At 57.5% G+C, this 22,423-nt stretch carries 12 protein-coding genes and 1 tRNA gene; 8 read left to right on the forward strand and 5 right to left on the reverse strand.

Annotated elements, in window-relative coordinates; all coding sequences use genetic code 11:
* Positions 1–3 precede the first annotated feature (3 nt).
* Positions 4–1,923 (forward strand): ATP-dependent helicase, encoded by a 1,920-nt coding sequence (locus tag ACUXHH_RS02845; RefSeq protein WP_458390779.1) that lies wholly within the window; start codon positions 4–6, stop codon positions 1,921–1,923.
* Positions 1,907–2,545: a M48 metallopeptidase family protein gene (locus ACUXHH_RS02850; protein WP_279742129.1), complete on the forward strand. Its 639-nt coding sequence runs from the start codon at positions 1,907–1,909 to the stop codon at positions 2,543–2,545. The genes ACUXHH_RS02845 and ACUXHH_RS02850 overlap by 17 nt, the downstream gene beginning before the upstream one ends.
* Positions 2,546–2,727: 182 nt before the next feature.
* Here the strand turns inward: ACUXHH_RS02850 and ACUXHH_RS02855 are convergent, their stop codons facing one another.
* A complete protein-coding gene (locus ACUXHH_RS02855) occupies positions 2,728–4,191 on the reverse strand; it encodes a zinc-dependent metalloprotease (RefSeq protein ID WP_279742128.1) in 1,464 nt (487 codons plus the stop codon).
* 298 nt (positions 4,192–4,489) lie between these two features.
* On the opposite strand from ACUXHH_RS02855, the gene ACUXHH_RS02860 reads away from it, so the two are divergent.
* The 5 genes from ACUXHH_RS02860 (at position 4,490) to ACUXHH_RS02880 (ending at position 14,449) form a co-directional block, all read left to right on the forward strand.
* Entirely contained in the window at positions 4,490–5,713 is a 1,224-nt protein-coding gene (locus ACUXHH_RS02860; protein WP_279742127.1) for a YlbL family protein, read from the forward strand.
* A gap of 239 nt (positions 5,714–5,952) precedes the next feature.
* Positions 5,953–9,072, forward strand: coding sequence for a UPF0182 family membrane protein (locus tag ACUXHH_RS02865; RefSeq protein WP_458390780.1), 3,120 nt, complete (start codon positions 5,953–5,955; stop codon positions 9,070–9,072).
* Positions 9,073–9,321: 249 nt separating this feature from the next.
* A tRNA-Met gene (locus ACUXHH_RS02870) sits at positions 9,322–9,395 on the forward strand.
* Positions 9,396–9,551: 156 nt separating this feature from the next.
* Positions 9,552–10,370 carry a hypothetical protein gene (locus tag ACUXHH_RS02875; RefSeq protein WP_458390781.1) on the forward strand — a complete coding sequence of 273 codons (819 nt, stop codon included), beginning with the start codon at positions 9,552–9,554 and terminating at the stop codon, positions 10,368–10,370.
* A gap of 1,544 nt (positions 10,371–11,914) precedes the next feature.
* Positions 11,915–14,449 carry an S-layer homology domain-containing protein gene (locus ACUXHH_RS02880; RefSeq protein ID WP_458390782.1) on the forward strand — a complete coding sequence of 845 codons (2,535 nt, stop codon included), beginning with the start codon at positions 11,915–11,917 and terminating at the stop codon, positions 14,447–14,449.
* Between the two features lie 105 nt (positions 14,450–14,554).
* Here the strand turns inward: ACUXHH_RS02880 and ACUXHH_RS02885 are convergent, their stop codons facing one another.
* From ACUXHH_RS02885 to ACUXHH_RS02900, 4 genes are all read right to left on the reverse strand, one after another.
* Positions 14,555–15,319: a PspA/IM30 family protein gene (locus ACUXHH_RS02885; RefSeq protein WP_458390783.1), complete on the reverse strand. Its 765-nt coding sequence runs from the start codon at positions 15,317–15,319 to the stop codon at positions 14,555–14,557.
* A 266-nt stretch (positions 15,320–15,585) separates the two neighbouring features.
* The gene (locus ACUXHH_RS02890) at positions 15,586–17,646 is read right to left on the reverse strand and encodes a TPM domain-containing protein (protein WP_458390784.1); all 2,061 of its coding nucleotides are present in this window, start codon (positions 17,644–17,646) and stop codon (positions 15,586–15,588) included.
* 237 nt (positions 17,647–17,883) lie between these two features.
* Positions 17,884–20,196 (reverse strand): non-ribosomal peptide synthetase subunit, encoded by a 2,313-nt coding sequence (locus ACUXHH_RS02895; RefSeq protein WP_458390785.1) that lies wholly within the window; start codon positions 20,194–20,196, stop codon positions 17,884–17,886.
* 302 nt (positions 20,197–20,498) lie between these two features.
* Positions 20,499–20,666: a hypothetical protein gene (locus tag ACUXHH_RS02900; RefSeq protein WP_279742120.1), complete on the reverse strand. Its 168-nt coding sequence runs from the start codon at positions 20,664–20,666 to the stop codon at positions 20,499–20,501.
* Between the two features lie 355 nt (positions 20,667–21,021).
* Here ACUXHH_RS02900 and ACUXHH_RS02905 point away from each other — a divergent pair, with 355 nt between their 5' ends.
* The gene (locus ACUXHH_RS02905) at positions 21,022–22,332 is read left to right on the forward strand and encodes a S1C family serine protease (protein ID WP_279790033.1); all 1,311 of its coding nucleotides are present in this window, start codon (positions 21,022–21,024) and stop codon (positions 22,330–22,332) included.
* Positions 22,333–22,423 lie beyond the last annotated feature (91 nt).

The raw sequence follows: 22,423 nt of genomic DNA on the forward strand, positions 1-22,423 counted from the left end.
ATTATGACCGCCACACCTCAGCAGCCTCAGCATATGATCTCCGCAGACGACATTCTTGCCGGGCTCGACCCGGATCAGCGTGCGGTCGCCACCGAGCTGGACGGCCCCATGCGCGTGCTCGCCGGTGCCGGTACCGGTAAGACCCGCGCGATTACGCACCGCATAGCCTACGGTATTGCGATTGGTCGCTACCAGGGCCCGCGCGTACTCGCCCTGACCTTTACCCTGCGTGCTGCGGAGGAGATGCGTACCCGCCTGCACCAGCTGGGTGCGCACGGAGTGCAGGCACGTACTTTCCACTCGGCGGCACTGCGTCAGCTGGTGTACTTCTGGCCGCAGGTGGTGGGCGGTACCTTCCCATCTATCGTGCAGAATAAGGCAACGCTCATTACGGAGGCGGCGAACCGTCTGCGCATCAGCACTGACCGTTCCCTGCTGCGTGATTTGGCATCGCTGATTGAGTGGGCGAAGGTTCAGCTGCTGACCCCGGACACCATCATGCAGCGTCTGAGTGAGAAGCAGCTGCCCTCGGCGATTACCCCGCAGAATATGCAGCGTATTTTCCAGGCGTATGAGGATTTGAAGGATGAGCGTAACCTCATCGACTTTGAGGACGTACTGTTGCTGACCATCGCCATGCTGGAGGAGGACGAGAAGCTTGCTGCGACCGTCCGTAACCAGTACCGCCATTTTGTGGTGGACGAGTACCAGGACGTGTCCCCGCTGCAGCAACGTCTGCTGGATGTGTGGCTGGGCGGCCGCGAGGATATTTGCGTGGTGGGTGATGCCTCCCAGACGATTTACTCTTTTACCGGCGCGACCAGCCGTTACCTGTTGAATTTTGCGCGCCGGTACCGCGGCGCGCATACGGTGAAGCTGACCCGCGACTACCGTTCCCATTCGCAGGTGGTGGAGTTGGCGAACCGTCTGTTGGCGGCGCGTCGACCGCATCCGGATTCGAGCCCGCATTCGTGGGCGCCGCCGCTGGAGCTGATGTCTCAGCGCGGCCCCGGCGTGGACGTGGAATGGTTCGGCTACGCGGACGATGAGCAGGAGGCCGCCGGCATCGCCGAGGATATCCGCGACCTGATTGAGAAGGACGGTGTGCCGCCTTCAGAGATTGCGGTGCTGTTCCGCACGAACGCGCAGTCGGCGGCGATTGAATCTGCGCTGGCTACCGCCCACATTCCGTACCAGCTGCGCGGCGCGGAGCGTTTCTTTGAGCGCCCCGAGGTCAAGCAGGCGATGCTTGCCCTGCGTGGTTCGGCCAAGTCCACCGACGGTACCGAGGACGTCACCCGTTACACCCGCGATGTGCTCGGCGGCATCGGCTATAAGGAGGAAGCCCACCTTTCGGGAGGCGCCACCCGCCAGAAGTGGGAATCCCTCGCCGCACTCGTGCACATGGTGGACATGATGGCGCAGAACCGCCAAGAGCAGCTTCAAGAGCATCGCGCAAACCCGCGCCCGGGTGTGCCCGAGCCGCTACCTTTGACCATGCACGAGGTTGTGGCGACTCTGAACCATCGCAGCGAATTCAATGATGCACCGCAGGTCAATGGCGTAACCCTCGCCTCTCTGCACGCGGCTAAGGGCCTGGAATGGGATGCCGTGTTCCTATGTGGCCTGAACGAGGGCCTCATGCCGATCACTTTTGCAACCACCCCGGATGAGGTGGATGAGGAGCGCCGCCTGCTGTATGTGGGCATTACGCGTGCTCGCAAGTATCTGTGGCTGACCTGGACGATGACTCGCACCGTGGGTGGTCGCGGTCAGCGGAAGCGTTCGCGTTTCCTGGACGATATTGATCCGGCGAAGCGCCGCCGCAGGGCTGAAAGCGCCGGCTCGTCGTATAGCCAGGTTCGCTCGGCACCGGCTCGCCGTTCGTCGAAGGGAAGAGGAGAATATGGCTCAGCGTTTTAAGCGTGAAATTCTGCCCGCCACCGAGGACCGCCCGCAGATTGAGCTGGTCCGCTCGGCGCGCCGCACCCGCACCATCAGTATGCAGCGCGACGGCGTGGATGAGCACGGCAACCCCGCCTACCGTCTGCTCATTCCCGCCGCCAGCACGAGCGAAGAGATTGACGAGCATATCGCCCGCCTGCTGCCGCGCATTCAGCGTCGTGCCGCCCGCCGTGAGCGTGCCACACAGTTGACGGTCACAGACGAGTACCTGCGCTCCCGTGCCCTGCATCTGGCGCAGAAGCATCTGCCGGAGCTGGTTGCCTCGGGCAGGCTGGAGAGACTGTCGATTCGCTGGGTAAGCAATCAGCGTCAGCGCTGGGGTTCGGCAACCTACGCGAACACGCAGATCCGCATCTCCTCGGAGCTGCAGGGCGTACCCGAGTATGCGCTGGATTCGGTGATTCACCACGAGCTCTGCCACCTGCTGCAGCCGAATCATTCGGAGGCGTTCCGTACTCTGGAGGCGCGCTACCCGCAGCTGCTGCGGGCACAAGCCTACCTGGAGGGCTACGCGCTGGGGCGCTCGCGTGCTGAGGGCGAACACGTTGGGGATGGGCAGGGTGAAAACACCGCCGACTAAAGCGCTTCCCGAAAATCAACGAAGCAAAAACCAACCGAACACTTGAGCGGGGGTGGCTTGTACATTCACAAGCCACCCCCGCTCAAGGTGTCAGCTAATTACTTTTCGCCGCGCTACTTGTGCCGCTCTACTTTTTGCGGCTCAAAATCCCGATGTTTCCCGCGATGTTACTGCGCTCAGCGTTACTTTTCTTCGGGCGCGTCGCCGAAGCCACCGTCCAGTAGCTTCTGTAGCTCCGAGTCGAAGTCTACGTCGTCCAGGCTGATTTCGTTCATGCGCGCATCGTATGCGGTGAAGTCTTCCAGCTCGGCGGGGGTGGGCAGGGTCTCCGGGGTGTCCCAGAGGCCGTCGCGCGCCTCAATGCCGTGGGCGTTTTCGTACCAGCGCCAGAACTGCTGTGCCTCACGCACTAGGCGGGGGCGCAGTTCCAGGCCGACCAGGTTCTCGAAGACCTGCTCGCTGGGGCCGCCGTCGATGCGGCGGCGCGCCATAATTTCGGTCAGTTGCGGTGCCTTGGGCAGGTTGCGGGTCGCGTCCTCGGTTACGACGGATACCCAACCTTCGATGAGCGCGAGCAGACTCTCCAGACGTTGCACCGCTAGTTCCTGATCTTCGGTGCGCTGGGGGCTGAACAGGCCGCCTTCGAATGCTTCCTGTACGGCGTCGGGGTTGCTCATATCCACCTGGGATGCGGCGTCCTGCATGCGGTTCATGTCCACGCGAATGCCGCGGGCGTAGCGCGCCACGAGCTGAACCAGGTCTTCACGCAGCCAGGGGTTTGCCTTGTGCAGGCGAATCAGCGCAGATTCACGCACTGCGAGGTAGAGTAGGACCTCCTGTGGGGGAACCTCGATGCTGTCGGCGAGCTGCTGGTAGCCGTTGGGTAGTAGCGCGGAGGAACCGGGCGCGAGGGGGAAGCCCACGTCGGTGGAGGAGTAGACTTCACCGGCGAGCTGTGCGAGTGCCTGCGCCATCTGCGCACCAAAAATCACGGAACCAATGTTGTTCAAGAAGCCGCTGTTAAGGATCTGAGAGATTTCTTCGGGTACGTCTTCGGACGCGCCGGGCATGACCATGGACTGGGTGACTTCGGCTGCGACCGGCTCGACCATTTCGCGCCAGGAGTCGAAGGAATGCTCAACCCATTCCGCCTTGGACCATGCCTGCACCGGGTGGTTGTGGCGCTCAATGGTGGTCACCGCATCCAGCCAGAGGTCGGCGAGGTTCGCCGCGTCTTCTACTGCGCGCTTGAGATTTTCGGGTACGGAGGGGTCTTTACCCATGGAGACGAGCATCTGACGTGTCTGGTTCTTCACGTTGTCCCAGTTCACGCCGCTGGAGCTGTCGGATGCGCCCGCGCCGGAGAACATCGCCTGCACCTGCGCAAACATGCTCTGCATCATTGCGGGGTCGAAACCCATGCCCATGTTCTTCAGGTCTTCAGGGTCGATGCTGATGCCGAAGGGGTTCTGACCGCCTTCGCCGAAGAGTGCGCTGAAGGGGTTCTGCGCGTTGGAGGAGGTGCCCTTGCCGCCCTGGCCGGTTGCCCCCGCGGAGGGGTCGAAGCCCTGCTCCTGCATCTTCTTAATGAATTCTTCGAGGGGGTCGCGCTCGTTGGAGGCGCCGCCGGTGGGGTTCTCAGACATGTAGAAGCCTTTCGTAATCCGGGGGTGGGCGTAGCTGGCCCGCTCGCTGTCCAGCCTACCGATTTTTGCTGAGAATTTCCCGTGTCATTGCTGTGGAGGCGGGTTAATCAGCTAAGGGCTCACAATCTTGTCTTTGGGGTCAGGGTTTGGGAGTTTTTTCGTGCCGTTGTCACGGTCAGGTGCTGACAAAGCGTGGTGCGGGTCAGAGCGTGACCGCCTCCTGGTTACTCTATTTTTAGCGGGGTAACGGTGACCGCCCGCGTGTTGAAAAGCAGGTTTATCCGGTACTGTAGAAACCATGACTAAGTCCACCCCTGATGCTGAGCAACAATCGAACGCCGTCTCCGCGAGTGTGAAGAGTGATGAGAAGGCGGCTAAGCGTTTTTCGCGTTTTGCCCCGCGCCGTGTGAACCTGCGTTCGGTCAGCGCTGTGGCAACGTGCGCCCTGCTGGCTGGTGCTTTTATTCTGCCCAGTTCCTATGTGAAGGAGGGCCCCGGCCCGCTCTTTGACGTGCTCGGAACGTACCAGGAGAAGGATGTCATTGAGGTTTCTGGCGCTCCCAGCTATAAGACGTTTGGCAAGATGAACATGACCACGGTGTCGGTTTCGGGTGGCCCGTACACAGAGCTGTCCGGCGCGGAGGCTTTCTACAGCTGGTTGGCGTTTGACGGTAACCGTAGTCTCGTGGTGCCGACCGATGCCCTGTACCCGCACGTGAGCCATGAACAGGCAACGGCGGCGACCGGCGCGCAGATGGCTGATTCGCAGACTCAGGCGAAGGTCGCGGCGATGCGCGAGCTGAAGATGGCAGTGAATGAGAAGGTTCAGGTGCTTTCCACGGTCGAGGGTTCCCCGGCCGCGAGCGCGCTGAAGGCTGATGACCGCATCGTGAAGGTGGGGGAGAATCAAATTGAGACCCTCACCGATGTTCCGAAGGCGGTAAACGCCTCGAACGGTTCGCCGATTGACGTGACCGTGGAACGTGACGGCACGCAGCAGACGTTTAAGCTGACCCCGGTTCGTTCCAGTGACAATAGCCGCTGGATTCTGGGTGCTGGCTTGAAGCAGAGCTATGACCTGCCGGCGCACGTGCAGTACAACCTGGACGGTGTGGGCGGTCCGAGCGCGGGTCTGATGCTCGCGCTGGGTACGGTCGATAAACTGAGTGAGGGTACTCTGCTCGCCGATGAGGACGCCGGAGGCGACCCATACCGTAGCTACATTTCGGGTACTGGCACGATTGATGCTGACGGTAAGGTTGGCGCAATTGGCGGCATTAAGTATAAGATCCTGGCGACGGGCCGTTACGGTGCGCGTTATTTCTTGGCGCCGAAGGAGAACTGCGATTCGATTGTGAAGATGCAGGCGCAGGACCCCGACCTGTTCAACTACTATCACGCCGGTCAGGTGAGCGGCACGATGACTGTGATTCCGGTGTCGACCCTGGATGAGGCGGTGAAGACGGTGGAGGCGATTAAGTCCGGTACACCGGATGATTCCCTGCCCCGTTGCGGCTCCTAACGTAACGTTTCTCTCCGAGAGGTTCTAACCCGTATAACGTAGAAGTCAGCCCCGGTACTTTACGGTACCGGGGCTGTTCTGCGTCCTTTTCTCTGTCCTCACCTCATTATTTCGCGCCTCAAAATCTCTTAACCCGGTCATATTTCGCCCCGAGCTTCTACGAGTTTCTGCCCTTCTGCTGTACCTCTGAGATACTTAAAGGCAGTTATTTTCTCTGAACATATGATGAGCGAGGAATTGTGTCTGAATCGACCAATAACACCGCGCATCCCAAGCCGACGAATCCTGCCCCCAAGCGCCGTAGCCCCCTGAAGGCAACGATTGCTGTGGTGGCGGTGCTCATTGCTGCGTTTGTGGGTGCGTCCCAGGTGTACACGGACTGGCTGTGGTTTGACCAGCTGGGTTATAGCACCGTGTTCACTACCCAGATTTTGTTGAAGGCAGCTGTATTTGTTGTGGCTGCCCTGGTGGTTTCTGTGCCGCTGTGGACTTCGATGTCCTACGCGGTCCGTCATGCTGATGTGGCGCCGGACTCCGAGAAGAAGCCGCAGGCGACGCCGAACCCGAATCAGAGCGTACCGACCAGCGGCACGGATGCTGCCGAGCAGATGCTGCGTGACGTATTTGGTCAGCAGCGTGCTGAAGAGAGCATGCGCCGCTATCACGAGAGCGTGGATAAGGCGCGTAAGGTTCTGCTGATTGCGGTTCCGCTACTGCTGGGTCTGTTCATTGCTTCGGCGACGATGACTCAGTGGAGCACCGTCGCGCTGTTCTTCAACCAGCAGTCCTTCGGTAAGACTGACCCCGAGTTCGGCCTGGATTACGGGTTCTTCCTGTTTGCGTTGCCGTTCTTCCGCATGGTGGTGACTCTGGTGACCTCCGCTGTGGTGCTATCGGCGCTCGCGGGCCTGTTCATGCACTACTTCTACGGTGGTATTAAGGTGCAGCCGGGCGGTATGAGCACTACCGTGGCGTTCCGTCGTCACGCTGCGATTGTGGTGGCTGCGTTCTTGCTGACTCGTGCGGTGAGCTTCTGGCTGGATCGTTATTCGTCGACTCAGCAGCAGGTGGGCCGCTGGGCTGGTGCAATGTACACGGACGTGAACTCGTCAATCCCGGTGAACGCTATTTTGGCGATTTCTGCTCTGCTGGTGGCACTCATGTTTGTGGTGGCGGCTTCGATGAATCGTTGGCGTTTGCCACTGATTAGCACCGCGATGCTGGTAATTGTTGCTGTGGTTGCTGGCGGCCTATACCCGTGGATCGTTCAGCGGTTCCAGGTGGTTCCGAATGAGCAGGGTGCTCAGGCGAAGTTCATTCAGCGCAATATTGATGCGACCCGTTACGCGTACGGTCTGGATAAGATTGAGGCCACCCCGTATGACGCGACGATTGATACCCGTGCCGGTGCGTTGAGCTCTTCGAGCGCGACCATTGCGAATATTCGTCTGTTGGATCCGAATGTTGTGTCCTCGGCGTTTGCTCAGATGCAGCAGTTCCGTCCGTACTACCGTTTTGATTCGCAGCTGGCGGTGGACCGCTATTCGGTGGGTAACACCACGCAGGATACGGTGCTGGCGGCTCGTGAGCTGAACCCGGCGCAGACGAGTGGCGATTCTTGGTATAACCGCCACGTGGTGTACACCCACGGTTACGGTGTGATCGCCGCGTACGGTAACCAGGTGGATTCTGCGGGTAACCCGAAGTTTTTGCAGTCCGGCATTAAGGCGACCGGTGCTCTGAGCGAGGACTACGAGCCTCGTATTTACTTTGGCATGAGTTCACCAGAGTATTCGATTGTGGGCGGTAAGGGCGATACCCTGGAGCTGGACCGTCCGCTCTCTGCTGAGGAAACTAACGCCTCCGATGCGAAGTACACTTTCGCCGGTTATGGTGGTCCGCGCGTTGATTCGCTGCTGGCTCGCCTGTCCTACGCGATTAAGTTCCAGTCCTCTGACATTCTGCTTTCGGATGCGGTGCGTGAGGGTTCGCAGATTCTGTACGAACGCAATCCGCTCGATCGTGTGCGTAAGGTGGCGCCGTACCTGAGCGTGGATTCTAAGCCGTATCCGGCGATTGTGAATAACCGCGTGCAGTGGATCGTAGATGCTTACACCACGAGCGATCAGTTCCCCTACGCGCAGGGTAGTTCCCAAGATGCAGCAACTGCTGCGGGTACTCAGCGTTCTAACTCGGTGAACTACATCCGTAACTCTGTGAAGGCTACCGTGGACGCGTATGACGGTTCGGTGACCCTGTATGCGTGGGATGAGCAGGACCCGGTGCTGAAGGCGTGGCAGGGTGTTTTCCCTGGCACGGTGAAGAGCTACCGTGAGATGAACGCTTCGCTGATGAGCCACGTGCGTTACCCGACTGACATGTTCAATATTCAGCGCACCATGCTGAACAAGTACCACGTGACGAACGCCAATAGCTTCTACGCCGGTGACGATGTCTGGTCGATTCCGAACGACCCGACCAATGATCGTAACCAGCCGATTTCGCCCTACTACCTGTCCCTGCAGATGCCTGGGGATTCTCGTGCGCACTTCTCGTTGACGACTACGTTCATTCCTCAGCAGAGCGATTCGAACTCTCGTAACGTGATGTACGGCTTCCTTGCCGCTAATGGTGATGCTGGTACCGGTAAGGACGGCGAGCGTAGCCCCGATTACGGCAAGCTGCGTCTGCTGGAGCTGCCACGTTCTTCGGTGGTTCCCGGTCCGGGTCAGGCTCAGAACATTTTTAACTCTGATGCTGAGGTATCGAACCAGTTGAACCTTCTGCGCCGCGGTTCGTCTGAGGTTATTAACGGCAATATGCTGACTCTGCCGGTGGGCGGTGGCATGCTGTACGTTCAGCCGGTGTACGTGCAGTCGAGCGGTGACGCTAAGTACCCGCGTTTGCAGCGTGTATTGGTAAGCTTCGGCGACAAGGTCGGTTTCGCACCGACTCTGGAGGAGGCGCTGAACCAGGTGTTTGATGGCTCTTCGGGTGCGAAGCTGGACGGTTCGTCGTCGGCTAGCCCCTCGGCTTCTGGTTCTTCGGGCGCTTCGACCGGGGCTTCGTCTGTTTCGCAGTCTTCGGAGCTGAAGCAGGCTCTGACGGATGCCTCGAAGGCGATGACCGATGCTGATGCGGCAATGAAGAAGGGGGACTGGGCAGCCTATGGTGAGGCTCAGAAGCGTCTGGAAGCAGCCGTGAAGAAGGCTCTGGAGGCTGAGGAGGCGCAGAGTACAGCTTCCGCTAAGGCTTCTGCATCGGCAGCTCCCAGTACCTCTACGACTCCGAGCGCTGCGGCTTCTGCAAGCGCCCCCGCAAGCGCGAAGCCCAGCGCCAGCGCTTTGGCTTCTCGTTAAGGTGCTGTGAAGTACAAGGTGCTGGGGTAGTGGGGGAGCACACCCACTAGGTGCTTGGGTTTCTGGGTCTAGCGTCCTCGACCTAGAACCGGAGCCTGCACTGGGTATGGCTCCTACTGGCTACCTCTAGCGGTCTCTGGTGGAACGGGGTGGAAGCAATCGCTTCCACCCCGTTTTTGTGTGCTTGGTTACAAATAATGATTTTGGCTTGCGTGACCGGTTCTGGGTCTGTATAGTTATATGAGTCGCCGCGGGGTGGAGCAGTTCGGTAGCTCGCCGGGCTCATAACCCGGAGGTCGCAGGTTCAAATCCTGTCCCCGCAACGGATAACTCCCGATAGCTTTTAGCTATCGGGAGTTTTTTATAACTACGTATTCGTGTGGCTTTCATTAAACCTGGGAATGCAATAATTGAGCTCAACAAGTTTGGTGTCTCACATGCTAAAATATGTAGATAACGTCTAGTTGATAGGGGAATCTATGACTATGAAATCTTGGAGACTTAGATTTAAGGTTTCACGAGAAATGGAAAGTAACTTTCGAGAATATGCTAATCAGGAAGTTGAAGTTCTAAATAAAGCTTCTCTCTGGGTAAGGGAAGGTGGCGTATTTAGATTCAAGGTGGGCGCCGACCCGTTTGATAAAAATAAACTTGAATATTATTTTTCTCAATATATGTGGGGGTATCGCTCAGGTCTTGACCAGATGGTTAATAGCTACGCTATATATAATCAGCAGAATTACAAATCATCTGGATTTCCAATTCGGGATAGTCATGCTAATTTAGAGAATCGCATCAATGGCTGGCGAGGGTGGGACCAAATCCATAAGCAAGAAATTCTTGATTTTATCGAGAAGCATTCCCCTTTTTATGATAGTGATACATATTCCTGTCTTTCTGATTTGTCTAAGTTGAGGAATATTAGCGAGCATCAAATTTCTATTGAGCCAATTCCTCATGTGAAAGCTGATATTGGCTTGGCTATTCCGATGGTTAATGGTGGAAAATTTACTGTTCACCCACCCATTGGGCATGAAGGTTCAATTTCATATAACATGAATTCTGGGGAAGAATTTAATGCAAAATTTGGTGAGTATTATGGAAATGGGTACTCTAGTCCTGATATTCCAGATGGTGAATCTGTTATAGCTCAGCATCTTATTTCTGTTCGGTTTGAGGCACTTGATCCAAATGATTCTAATTTTGATCCAGTCGATGTTTTATTATTTATGACAAAATTATCTAAGGCTATGAATAAAATTGAAGATGATTTCATGAGTAAGTTTAGCTATATTTAGGCTTTAAGTCATAGATGTTGAATTTATAAATTAAAACGCAGATATGTATTCATATCTGTTTTATGTAACTCCCGATAGCCTGTAGCTGTCGGGAGTTTTTATTCCCCAGAACCTATTTTGCCACCTATTCTGCTGCCTATTTATTGTTGCTGTCTATCACTTTTCCGCTGCATACTCATCTTCTTCTGCTACCCCTCCTGCCCCCCTGCCGCCTGTTGGATGGCTTTCTTTTATATCCCACCTATCTCTTTGCATCCCTGCTGGCTTCTAGGCGGTATCTGTTAGTGTTGCTCATTTTGGACAGGCTCATCCTTGCAGAAGGTGTGATGGAGAGGAAGAAACAGGGAGGGGAAGACTGACAGGGATGTATCCACTCTGTAGCTCACTCCCCCAGGTGTATCTTGTGAAGTCTCTCGAAGGTATCCTTGCAGGGTTTGTAGAGTCCATCTGTAGCCTCTCATTAGGTGCCACGGGGAAGGGGAGGGCGTATGAAAGCTGATAGGAGCTCACCTGAAACTCTTTCGGGTGCGTATCGAAGATGGTTTTCTGTATCTCGTCGGGTGGGTCTGCAGCCCCTTGTGAGGGTGTTTTGGGGAGGTTGATGGGGACTTGCCTGCTGACCCTTCAGAGGTGCTTAACGTGGATCTTCGAGCCTCTCGAAATTTCCTTAGAGAACTGCTTTGAAAGCACCTTGGGCTGGTCCTCTGAATGTCTCCCGATGTGTCATTCGAGGTGTTCCTCAGTGTCTCTATCGAGGCTTAGGCGGGTGTGCTCATGGGTGGGGCAGAGCTGCTTTTGGGTGGTTATTGGCGAGCCATTATACCTTCTTGAGCTGCTGCTTTTTGTGCCCCTCGAAAGGGGCTTTGAAGGAGGGCTGGGATGGGTCTTAGGAGCATAATGAGGGGTCCGAAAGGTTACCTGAGTCGGGGAATGGTGAGGGGATATTTTTGCCTCAAAGTGCATTCTCAAAGTGGAATATGCGAAAGTTGCCTATATTCCTGGCTTGGAAATCACCCGTTTTATCCCGGAATTCCGCGGTTTTTGGTAGAAAACGGACTTCGAGTGCAACAATTCACCATGAAAGTGATTGTAGTCACAGGTAAAACATTCGAGTTAATTGTAGGGTTTTTGAAAATTGTTCAAGAAACATTCAAAAACCCCGGAAAATCAAGGAAAAACAGCCCATTCAACCTCTACTTGAGGGTGGCTTAAGTTCGGCTAGAAGTTGAAGAAAAACTCTAGTTAAGATTTAATTTTGTTCGATACCCAAAAATAGCCCCAAAAAACCGCTGGAAAAGGCTTTTTGACCTGGTAGCTTTGAGTACATGGTCACCGCGGTCCACCGCGCAGTTCTCCGGATTGGCCCCGCGCCCTCCATCACATCAGACACCCCGCAACACGTACCGGCTGGTTGATGGAAGCGTTCCGGGTAGCGTCACATCCGCAGGCCGACCGCCCATAGGACGTCTCACCTATAGACCATCTATCACTCAACCACTTACGGGCCTTTGCGCCCCAGAAACATTAACAATGAGGACAACCCCATGGCACTTCGCCCCCGTACCGTTAAGGCTGGCTCCCTGGCAGCTATCGCCGTACCCTCCGTACTCGGTAGCACCCTGGTAGCACCCGCTTCCGCATTCGCACCCGTTGTTCAGGACATCCCCGGCGCAGCTACCGCAACCACCGCTCCCAAGCCCCTGTTCACCTCCACTGTGCAGCCCACCCTCTCGCAGGTTTCTGTGCAGATCCGCCAGCAGGCAGAACAGGCAAAGCAGACTCAACAGATTCCCGCAACGACCGCGGTTCAGCCCATCCAGCAAACCTACACTGCTCAGGCAACGCAGGCAGCACAGCAGGCGACCCCCTCGGCTACCTTCCAGTCCGCACAGGCTGTTCAGGCTACCCAGGCGGCTCAGCCTTCCGCTCAGCCCACCCTGGCACAGATTGCCCAGACCCCCGCAGCTACCCAGAATGCTGCAACCCCCACCGCTCAGCCCACCCTGGCACAGATTGCCCAGACCCCCGCAGCTACCCAGAATGCTGCAACCCCCACCGCTCAGCCCGCGCAGAGCGCACAGGCTACCCAGGCAGCATCCGGTGTGGCGGCAACCCGCACCAACCAGACTTTCCTGTCCTACACCTCCCCGGCTGGTACCACCTCGCAGTACCACGTCTACGCTGAGGGCGTGGACTTCTCCAAGCCCGTTGGCGTGGTCTTCTACTTCGACGGCGACTACTGGCGCAACGATCAGTCCAAGGTCTACGACCCCTCCGGCGAGCTGGCTCAGATGGCTGCATCCGCAGCGGCACAGAACATGCTGTTCGTGCCCGTCATCTCCCCGGACACCAACCGTTACGATGCTGGCGTGACCTGGTGGGAAGACATGGATCGTAACGGTGAGTTCTTCCGTGCCTTCGCATCCTCCTTCATCGCGGCTAACGGTGTGGACTCCTCCAACGTGTGGACCATGGGCTACTCTGGCGGCGCTGAGTTCATCACCTACGAACTGAACACCAAACCCCAGACCTGGCGTAACGGCGGCGGCTCCATCATGGTCGCCGGCGGTGGCCTGGACGAGGGCACCCCCTCGGATGCGCTGAAGTCCCAGCCCATGTACTGGTACGCCAATGCGAATGACGGTACCGGCGAGACCTACCCGCAGACTTGGAGCGCACGAGGCGCGGTTAAGGGCGGCTACAACGCCTACCGCAACGCCGGCTACACCAACGTTTCCGCGACCGTTTTGAACGGCTCGGGTCACTTCGACTACAACTTCTCGCAGATTCTGAGCAATTCGCTCACCAAGGGTACGGAAACCGCCGCCCCCAAGGTCGAGCAGAAGACCGAACAGAAGCAACAGAGCACTCAGCGTGCCCGCACCATGCGCTCCGCAACCTACCAGAGCTACACCTCCCCGGCAGGTACTACTTCCCAGTACCACGTGTACGCGAACAACCTAGACTACTCCAAGCCTGTTGGCGTGGTCTTCTACTTCGACGGTGACTACTGGCAGCGTAACGAGTCCAAGGTCTACACCCCCGACGAGGGCATGCTCGCGGCAATGGGCAAGATCGCTAACACCCGCAACATGGTCTTCGTGCCGGTCATCTCCCCGGACACCAATGCATCCGGCGACGGCATCACCTGGTGGGAAGACATGAACACCAACGGTGAGTTCTTCCGATCCTTCGCGAAGTCCTTCATCAGCCAGAACAACCTGGACGCTTCCCAGGTGTGGACCATGGGCTATTCTGGTGGCGCTGAGTTCATCACCTATGAGCTGACCGACCACAACACCGCATGGCGTAACGGTGGCGGCTCCATCATGGTCGCAGGTGGAGACTCGGACGGCTCCATCGACGCTGACGCAACCACCAAGGGTCTGCCCATGTACTGGTGGGTTGGCGCGAACGACACCTCCGGTAACACCAACCCCGTCACCTGGAGCGCACGAGGCGCAGTCGAGTCCGGCTACAACGCATACCTTGGCGCAGGCTTCTCCGACGCCCGTGTGAAGCTGATTGACGGCTTCAGCCACCACGACTACGATCTGCCGCACATCCTAGCGTCCTCCCTGGACTTCGCGGGTAAGACCCCCGCACTGGGCTACAGCGACCTGTCCGATTCGAACCCGAACTACAACGAGATTAGCTGGCACTCTGATCACCGCATCATGATCGGCTTCGCGGACGGTACCTTCCGCCCGAACGCATCGGTCAACCGTGCACAGCTGGCAACCTACCTGTACCGCGTGGCTGGTCGCCCCGCAGTGAACGTACCGGCTGTTTCGCCGTTCAGCGACGTCCCGGTCAACCACCCCGCATACAAGGAGATTTTCTGGCTGAGCCAGCAGGGCATCAGCGGTAGCGACTTCCGCCCCCTGGAGGCCGTCACCGAGTCCACCATGGCTGAGTTCATGTACCGTGCAGCTGGTTCCCCGGCACAGGACCAGGGCGGCTATGCCTCCCAGGCTCTGGCGTGGGCTGCCTCCAACGGTATCGGTACCGGTTCCACCTCTAATGCTGCGGTCACCCGTGACGCTATGGCAGGCTACCTGTACATCTACGCGAACTAAAGCTCGCACCCCTTAACGCATAAAGATCCGCCCCGTTCCTGATGAGTTCAGGAGCGGGGCGGATCTTTATAGGTTTAGCCTAAGAAGCTATGCGCTAGACCAGGCTTAGAGAGTCTGGGTGGGGGATTCCACAGCCAGGGGAGCCGGAGCTGCTGGAGCGTTCTTAGCCTTCAGAGCGGCCAGGCGAGCGTCCAGCTCGGTCTCGCGCTCCATCCGGTCCAGGGTGTTGAACTGTGCGTCCAGGGAGGAAGCTGCCAGTTCCTGCTGACCGATGACGCGTGCCTCTTCGCGGCGAACCTTCTCTTCGAAGCGGCTCATCTCGCTGGTCGGGTCCAGGACATCGAATGCCTTAAGAGCGTCGTTCACCTGAGCCTGAGCTGCTGCAGTCTTCTGACGTGCAGTAAGCTCATCACGCTTGTACTTGACCTCTTCAAGCTTGGAGCGCATCTTCTCCAGGCCGTCCTTGAGCTGGTTGACGACCTGAGTCTGGGAAGCCAGCTGGGGCTCAACAGCCTGTGCAGCCTTCTCAGCGAGCAACTGCTTGTTCAGAGCGATCTTAGCGAGGTTGTCGAACTTGTCAGCATTGGCAACGTCGCCAGCTGCGCGGAATTCATCAGCCTTGTTAGAAGCTGCCAGAGCCTTGGTGCCCCATTCCTGAGCGGCCTTGACGTCCTCTGCGTGATCCTTCTCGAGCAGACGCAGGTTGCCGATGGTCTGTGCTACTGCAGCCTCCGCCTCGCGGATGTTGTTGGTGTAGTCACGAACCATCTGGTCCAGCATCTTCTCCGGGTCCTCAGCTGCATCAATCAGAGAGTTGATGTTTGCCTTAGCGAGCTGTGCAATACGGCCGAAGATGGTCTGCTTAGCCATAATCTCCTACTTTCTGTTCACGGGCTGCGGGGGGAGCACTACGCTCCTCGTGAGCCGTGCCCGTATAGCTAATTATGTGGCAGATTTCTGGGTGCATGCTGTGAACATGATGCACGCCTGATTTCTGTTACCTAAACTTCTAGTAAATTACCTTAGGTGTTTTCCGGCTGGGGAAGAAACCGGTGAGGTAAGCTACGTACCCTCGCCAGTCAGGGTATAGAAAAATCTGCAGAAACCGACCGGCAGGATCGTTAGCATGGAGGCGGTTAGAAGCTACCGCCGTCACCGCCGCCGCTGCCCCAATCGCCGCCTCCACTGAAGCCACCGCCCCAGCTTCCGCTGCTACTACCGTCACTGCTGTGGCCACCGTTGCTACCCCAGCTACTGGTGCCGGAGTTCATCGCGGTCATCAGAGCGCCCAGCAGCAGACCCTTCGCAAGGTCACCGCCGAAGCCACCGCCGCGGTCATGGTTGTTGTAGTAGTTGCCGACCTCGCTCTGAGCGCGGTTCTGTGCATCGGTTGCCTTCTGGATGGCCATATTGGCTTCCTTCATAGCGTTCAGCGGATCCGAAGAAGCCAAGCGCTGAGCCTGATCCAGGTGACGCTCCGCCTCAGAAACAGCAGTCAGAGTCATCGGGCCCACCGCAGCACGGCGGTTATTGATGTAGCTACGCGCACCGTTCACAGCAGCGTAGGCAGAACGCATTGTACGATCCAGGTTCTGCGATGCCGCACGAGAACGCTCGCGGGTAGCACGCATATTCGTCATTGCCTTATCCAGCTCAGCGGAGAGCTGATGTAACTGGTTCACCAGAGTTAGTGGGTCATTCGGGCGAGTCGAAGCGCTCTGGGTGACCTGGTTGAGTACCGCCTCCATACCGGCGGCGACCGCACCCAAATCATCGCGACGTCGAGAAGCCGCGAGGCTCTTCGCCTCAGCCACGTCACGCTGAATGCTCAGCAGGTCGGTGCTCAGACCCAGCTGAGCCTGCTCTAGCTCATGCGAACGGGTATTCACGGCCGCACCCAGCGCCTGAATCTGCGAGGCTGCTTCCTCGGCGGTGCGCAGATGAGCAACCGCCTCCGAACGAGCCGTAGCAACGGTTGCCTTAGCCTTCTCAACCTCCGCAGCGCACAGCACCATATTCGACTCCAACAGGGTAGGAGTCTTGGAAATGGGCTCCAGGGCGCTGGGCAGGTAACGTTCCTTCAGTGCGCGGTACTGAGCGGCAATCTCTTCCACCGAGGCACGCAGCTGCGGTAGGCGCTGAGCCAGAGCCTCAATAGCCGCAGGTGCCTCCTGCTCCAGGTTGCGCAACTGAGCCAGCTTAGCGTCCTGCTCCTGAGCAATGCGGGTGACTTCCTGAGAGTTATCAATAATCTCAGTCAACCAAGCACGCTGCTCAGCGTCAGTATCCGGGATGTTATCGGTTAGAAGCTGCTGACGCTGGAAGGACCTACTCATCAGATCCTCAGCACGCGCAATCTCCTGAGCGAACTCGGTGACCTGCTGATCGTTGTACTGGGCGCGCGCGAACTCAAGCTCCTGCTTCGCGTGGCTCATCGTCGTATCAGCCTGGAGCAGGGCGCTACCGGCACGAGTGTGCAGCTCCTCCAATGGAACCTCCGGAATGGGGGAGTAGTTGCGAGGCGTGCCGTAGGAACGCTGAGGCTGCTGCTGCGCGTTATTCTTCTTGCGGCGGCGGTACATCGCGTAACCACCGGCACCCACGGTTGCCGCCGCGCCCACACCGAGCACGCCGGTCACCAGGCCAGAAGAGCTACCTCCCTTCTGAGCCTCGATACCCTCAACCGCAGCCAGTGCCGCACCCATATAGTCGCTATTCTGCAGCTTCGGCTTGATGTAGTTCTGATACACCTTCGTCTGCTGGTCGCTCGAAAGAGTCTTGGCGCTACCCGCCAAGAAATACGCCTGGCGAGACTCGGTAGCAATCACCAACACCACATCGGCAGAACCCCAATTGTTCTTCGTAGCAAGCGCCTTCGTCCAGCTTGAAGAAGTAGACGGGTTCTCAAACTTATCGATAACCACCACGTGCAAATCCACGTTGTGCTTCTTCGACAGAGCCGAAATCTTAGACTTTAGGGTAGCGGTATCACCCAAAGAGTTCGTGGAATCGTATACGGTGGTGCCCGTAATCTGCATCGGGGCAACAGCCAACGCCGACGTGCTCAAAAATGCAGAACCAGCCGGCAGAACCACCGGGGCACAAGAAAGACCAGCCGCCAGCACGGTGGCACCCAAGATAGTGCGCAGGCGAGGGCGTGCGGGACGAATCTGACGCGCAAAGGCGTGCTCGGTCATGGTCTTTCCTCCGTTATCGTGAAGTACGAACGGACCTGCACTTCACGGCGTGCTTGTTCATCGCACACCTTAGTGCCGGTCACATTATTAGTGTAGCGGTGGCCTAGTCACACAGACGCACAGATACGAGAATATTGCGCAGCTATTTGCCACCCGTTTACCGACTTCCCAGGATTTATACAGGAAAGCCGGGGGCTAGCCTCACGCTAGATCCCGGCTCACCGGCTATTCAGTTAATTAGCGCCGCCGCGCAATCTCCAGATTACTTATCAGATGCTCCACTACCTCCGCGGCACTAACATCGTGGATACTCTGTACCACACCGTTCACCACCTGAACCCGCGAAGACAAGGTGTACATCCAGCCTAAGAACTGCACATAATTCAGCAACCTAGAACTGGAATCTGCCTGTTCCCGCATCTGCGACCACAAAAAGGGTGTAGTCGGCACGCTACGGCCCTTATACATCTGGGAGTTAGAACGGGCGTCCAGAAGCTCAGCGAGCGCCTCAATATTTTCAGTCAGCTCCTTCAAATCCTCATCAGCGGCAGAGGGACCAACGAAATGACGATCAACCAGGGGCCAAGACATGTAGCCACTACAGCTACTCACCCACGCCAGCTTTAAACGCAGATTCTGTAGGCGAAGCACCTGCTGCAGAAGCCGCGAATGGGTGCGCAATACAGACAGCGGCATGGAGGATAACTTCATCTCTTCCGAAAGCAGCCCCTCGGGGGAACCCTCCCCGGAAAACGCCTGATACGAATCTGAGACCCCCAGTAGAAGCACCGTTCCCTCATAATGAACGAACGCCAGAACCTCGGGGACACTTGAGAGAGAACGGATGCGCTCGCCAATGGTTGGCAGATCCTCCCGATCGGGGGCGTACTGTTCGCGCCTGAACATCAACGTATGGATAGGCTGCTTGGCAAGGTGGGGCGAGTAATGAGCAAGTGCCCGCAAATCGGTTACAACCTCCGCCAGAACGCCTTCCTGCTCAACCTGCAGAAGCTCCTGGATAAGCTCAATGATAGAGCGCGCCTGCAGACTCAAAACTGCGGCGCAGAACTCCGCATCCTGAAGCTCAAGACGCACCTTCTCCAGGTGCTCTTCCAGCGTGGACTGTACGCCCTTGAGCTCAAACTCACTCAGCTGTTCTGGGTGGAGCATGCGGTGCGTACCGTCCTCGCTGGAACGGTAGAAAAGCTCGCTAAACTCCAACGTAGACTGAACGCCCTTCAACGCCCGCTCTCGCAAGTGGGGTAGAACGTCAAAGGCAACTTCCGTCATCTCATTCCAGACCTTGACCTCATCGAGATTCGAGTCCTTACGAACAGTCTTCTTCCAGGTCTCGGCAAGTTGCATGGCGCGGTCAAAATCGCTCAGCTCCACAGAAGCCGCCAGCTTCTGCGCGCTCTCACGCAGATAACGCACCGCGTAGAGGCGGTCGTTCAAAGAGTCCGGGAGGGTATCCTCCAACAGACGCCAACTGAAGGTACGCTCAAAGCACTGTTCCGTCAGGCTAATGACGGCGGCGCTCAGGGAGAGCGCATGATCACGAGCAAAAGCGTAAGAACTCGGGGCATCCGCCAGACGAGGTAGGGACGTATAGAACTCTAACGCCCCGCTCAGCTTCAGCTGAGACATCCGGATGGTTTCTTCCAGCTCGGCGGCAAGCCCCGTACGGTCAGCCTGGGCAGTCTCTTTGAAACTGTGTAGCGGAGAAAACTGCGTACGCTCCAGCGTCTGCAGGTTCATGACCGCACGCATGAGGTAGTTCTCTAGAATATCGACCTGCTGCCAGCGCGGACGCTGATTCAGCGGAACATGATTCTCTTGCGCACCCACCAGCAGATGCTCCGGTACACCGCTAATCGACGGCAGTGCAAAGACTTCATCCTCTGATGTACTGACAGAAAGCACCATGGGGTAGCGGCTGCGCTGCGCATCCTCTAGCGGGGGAATGAGCTTGTGATTGGTACTCAAAGAGAAACGATCGGAGGGCTTGCTCTCAGGCGCCTGCTGGGGAACCTCCTGCTGCGGGCGCTCTTCAGGCTGCGCCAGGGTGCTCAGGGGCGTGCTCTGTTGCACCTGGCTTTCTGCTGAATGGCTCTGCGCTGAAGAACCGGAGGCGCCACCTACCTGCATCGGCTCCAGAGGCGATGGCACCGCCACCGGCTGCTGAGCACTATGACCCGGCTGAGCCTGCTTCGGCTGGTAGCGCATCGGGTAGCTCACCGTGCCCTGAATCTGCTGAGACTGTGCCTGCTGCGGCGCAGGCTGTGAAGGCCCCTGCTGATCGGGTGCCTGCGGGTGCGGTACCTGCTGATTCATCGACTGGTTCTGTTGCTGTTGCAACACTTGCTGTCTAATCTCACACGCGCGACGGCGCGAGGGGCTCAACGACGCGAACAACGCTACCGCTACGTAGATCAGAACAAAGATAAGCAACGCGTACAGACGTGTTGTACCGTCCGCAGAAGACGCCACCGCCGCAGATGTGACCGGCAGCGCGCCAACAAGAGCGAAAACAGCAGAAATAATCCTCATAACTTCACCATAACCCAGCTAAATCCTGGGTGCCCGCAACGCCGTCGCCTTACCGCATACTAAAAGGGAAGTAGCCCGGGTACCGGGTGCTTTCGCCCAGTGCCTCCTGCGCTCGCACCACGGTTAAAAGACGATGCGGCGTAAGCCCTCATGCAAGGGTTCACGCCGCATCGATCATCACTCAACTCACTATCGTACCCGGGCAGGTCCTCACACCGCCCCTTCGGGACATACTGGGGATTCTCGCCCCTTCCGGTGCAGGGCTCTTATCTCCCGCCCCGGAAACTATCAAATTCTATGCGCTACCTACCGGTGGTCAACACCTGTGTAGCCAGTGGCTGCGTCAACTCGGCAGTTTTTTCCGCACGATGACGGCGGTGCACCGTTCCCGAGCAACAGGCCACAATACCCGCACCGATACCGATGGAGCTTGCCAAGATCGCACAAAAAATCAGGGTTCCGATCATCATGGGTTTCCTCCTTTGTCCTCGTCTCTATGCACCTGAAACATTACGGAGCAACCCTGTGACCAAGCTGTGTACCAAGAAGCATCAGGCTGTGTAAACCGTGAAGAAAAATTGGGCGCTTTAAAAGACAAACCTGAGAGTGAGTAGCGGACAAAACCCCAAAATAAACTAGCCGCCGAATGAATCGCCGGGTAGCTTAGACCAGCTAATCTGCCCCAAATGAAAGGGGCGAGAAAAATTCCCAGCGAACTCCCCGATTACTAACAGCAAAAAGATACAGAATGCTATAAAACACCCTCTACAGTAGAAACATAGCGTGCGCTCAGGGTGAGGTACACGCTCAACTCTAGGAGAACTCATGACTCAAAACAACGGATGGTTTTACGGGGGCAATGACGGCGTCACGGATGCAACCCGTCCCATGCAGAACGTGAACGGACAGGCAAGCTACCAGCAAGGCCAGAACGCATACCCGCAGGCATACGCCTCTCCCGGATACACCTACCCCCAAGCCGCCGCTCAGGTTAGCGCGGCACAGGCTGCACCCCAGAATACCCATAACAACAAGCGTTACGGTGCCGGCGTTGTGCTCACTGCAGCCCTACTCGCAGCCCTCGTCGGTGGTGGTGTCGGTGCGGGCGTCGGAGGCGGTATCGCTGCCTCGAACAACAGCTCCTCCAGCACCTCCTCCCGCGGCTCCGTTAGCTCCAATATCAGTAACTCCTCCACCGTGGCAGGCGTAGCAGAAACCGCGAAGAAGGTCCTGCCCTCCACCGTGACCATCATGGCGTCAAATGGCTCCGCCTCCGGCGGAGGTAGTGGTGTTGTCCTCGATAAGGCCGGCCACATCCTCACCAACCATCACGTGGTCACCCTCGAATCTTCCAGAGAAGCATACATCATTGAGGTTCGCCTAAGCGATGGCACCGTGCGCACCGCAACAGTGGTGGGCCTGGACTCTGCAGCTGACCTGGCGGTTTTGAAGATTAACCCTTCCGGCCTGGATCTGCAGCCCATCACCTGGGGCGACTCCTCCAAGCTGGTCTCCGGCGAGGCTGTGGTTGCCCTCGGTGCACCGTATCGTCGTAGCGAATCGGTGACTGCCGGCGTAGTCTCAAATGCAAACCGCGTGCAGCCTGCTGACTCGAAGGGCCAGAACTACATCCCCATGATTCAGGTTGATGTGCCCATCAACCACGGTAACTCCGGCGGCCCGCTGGTGAACCTCAAGGGCGAACTGATCGGTATTAACGCGCAGGGCCAGGCAAGTCAGGACGGTGGCACCGCTGATGGTATGGCGTTCTCCATTACCTCCAACTACGCCAAGCGCATCTCCTCCGAGATTATTGCCAAGGGTAAAGCAACTCACGGCTACCTGGGCGCAAGCGTAAAGAACACCCCCGCGGACACCGGTTCGGGCTCGTCCAAGCTCATCCCCGGTGGTGTTGAAATTGTCTCGGTAGAATCCAACAGTCCCGCCGCCAAGGCAGGTCTGCGATCCGGCGACGTCGTGATTGAAGCCGACGGCCATGCTGTCACCAAGAGCGAAGAGCTCAACGGTACCGTACGTGCCGCAGCGGCAGGCTCCGACCTGAAGCTGAAGATCAAGCGCGGCTCCTCCACCCAGGACATCACCGTGACTCTGGGCAACGCCGACAGTCAGAAGTAACCCCTCGCGTCTGAACTAACAGTACGGCGTAGCTGAGAAACACCCGCTCAGCTGGGACTGCTTAGTTAGCCTAAACAACGTGCATAATAAA

Source organism: Rothia sp. 110740021-2 (assembly GCF_054263775.1).

Bases quoted from the DNA above. Each gene is read 5' to 3' on its own strand.
- ACUXHH_RS02845 (WP_458390779.1), top strand. From the start codon at position 4: ATGACCGCCACACCTCAGCAGCCTCAGCATATGATCTCCGCAGACGAC.
- ACUXHH_RS02850 (WP_279742129.1), top strand. From the start codon at position 1,907: ATGGCTCAGCGTTTTAAGCGTGAAATTCTGCCCGCCACCGAGGACCGC.
- ACUXHH_RS02855 (WP_279742128.1), bottom strand. From the start codon at position 4,191: ATGTCTGAGAACCCCACCGGCGGCGCCTCCAACGAGCGCGACCCCCTC.
- ACUXHH_RS02860 (WP_279742127.1), top strand. From the start codon at position 4,490: ATGACTAAGTCCACCCCTGATGCTGAGCAACAATCGAACGCCGTCTCC.
- ACUXHH_RS02875 (WP_458390781.1), top strand. From the start codon at position 9,552: ATGACTATGAAATCTTGGAGACTTAGATTTAAGGTTTCACGAGAAATG.
- ACUXHH_RS02880 (WP_458390782.1), top strand. From the start codon at position 11,915: ATGGCACTTCGCCCCCGTACCGTTAAGGCTGGCTCCCTGGCAGCTATC.
- ACUXHH_RS02885 (WP_458390783.1), bottom strand. From the start codon at position 15,319: ATGGCTAAGCAGACCATCTTCGGCCGTATTGCACAGCTCGCTAAGGCA.
- ACUXHH_RS02890 (WP_458390784.1), bottom strand. From the start codon at position 17,646: ATGACCGAGCACGCCTTTGCGCGTCAGATTCGTCCCGCACGCCCTCGC.
- ACUXHH_RS02895 (WP_458390785.1), bottom strand. From the start codon at position 20,196: ATGAGGATTATTTCTGCTGTTTTCGCTCTTGTTGGCGCGCTGCCGGTC.
- ACUXHH_RS02900 (WP_279742120.1), bottom strand. From the start codon at position 20,666: ATGATGATCGGAACCCTGATTTTTTGTGCGATCTTGGCAAGCTCCATC.
- ACUXHH_RS02905 (WP_279790033.1), top strand. From the start codon at position 21,022: ATGACTCAAAACAACGGATGGTTTTACGGGGGCAATGACGGCGTCACG.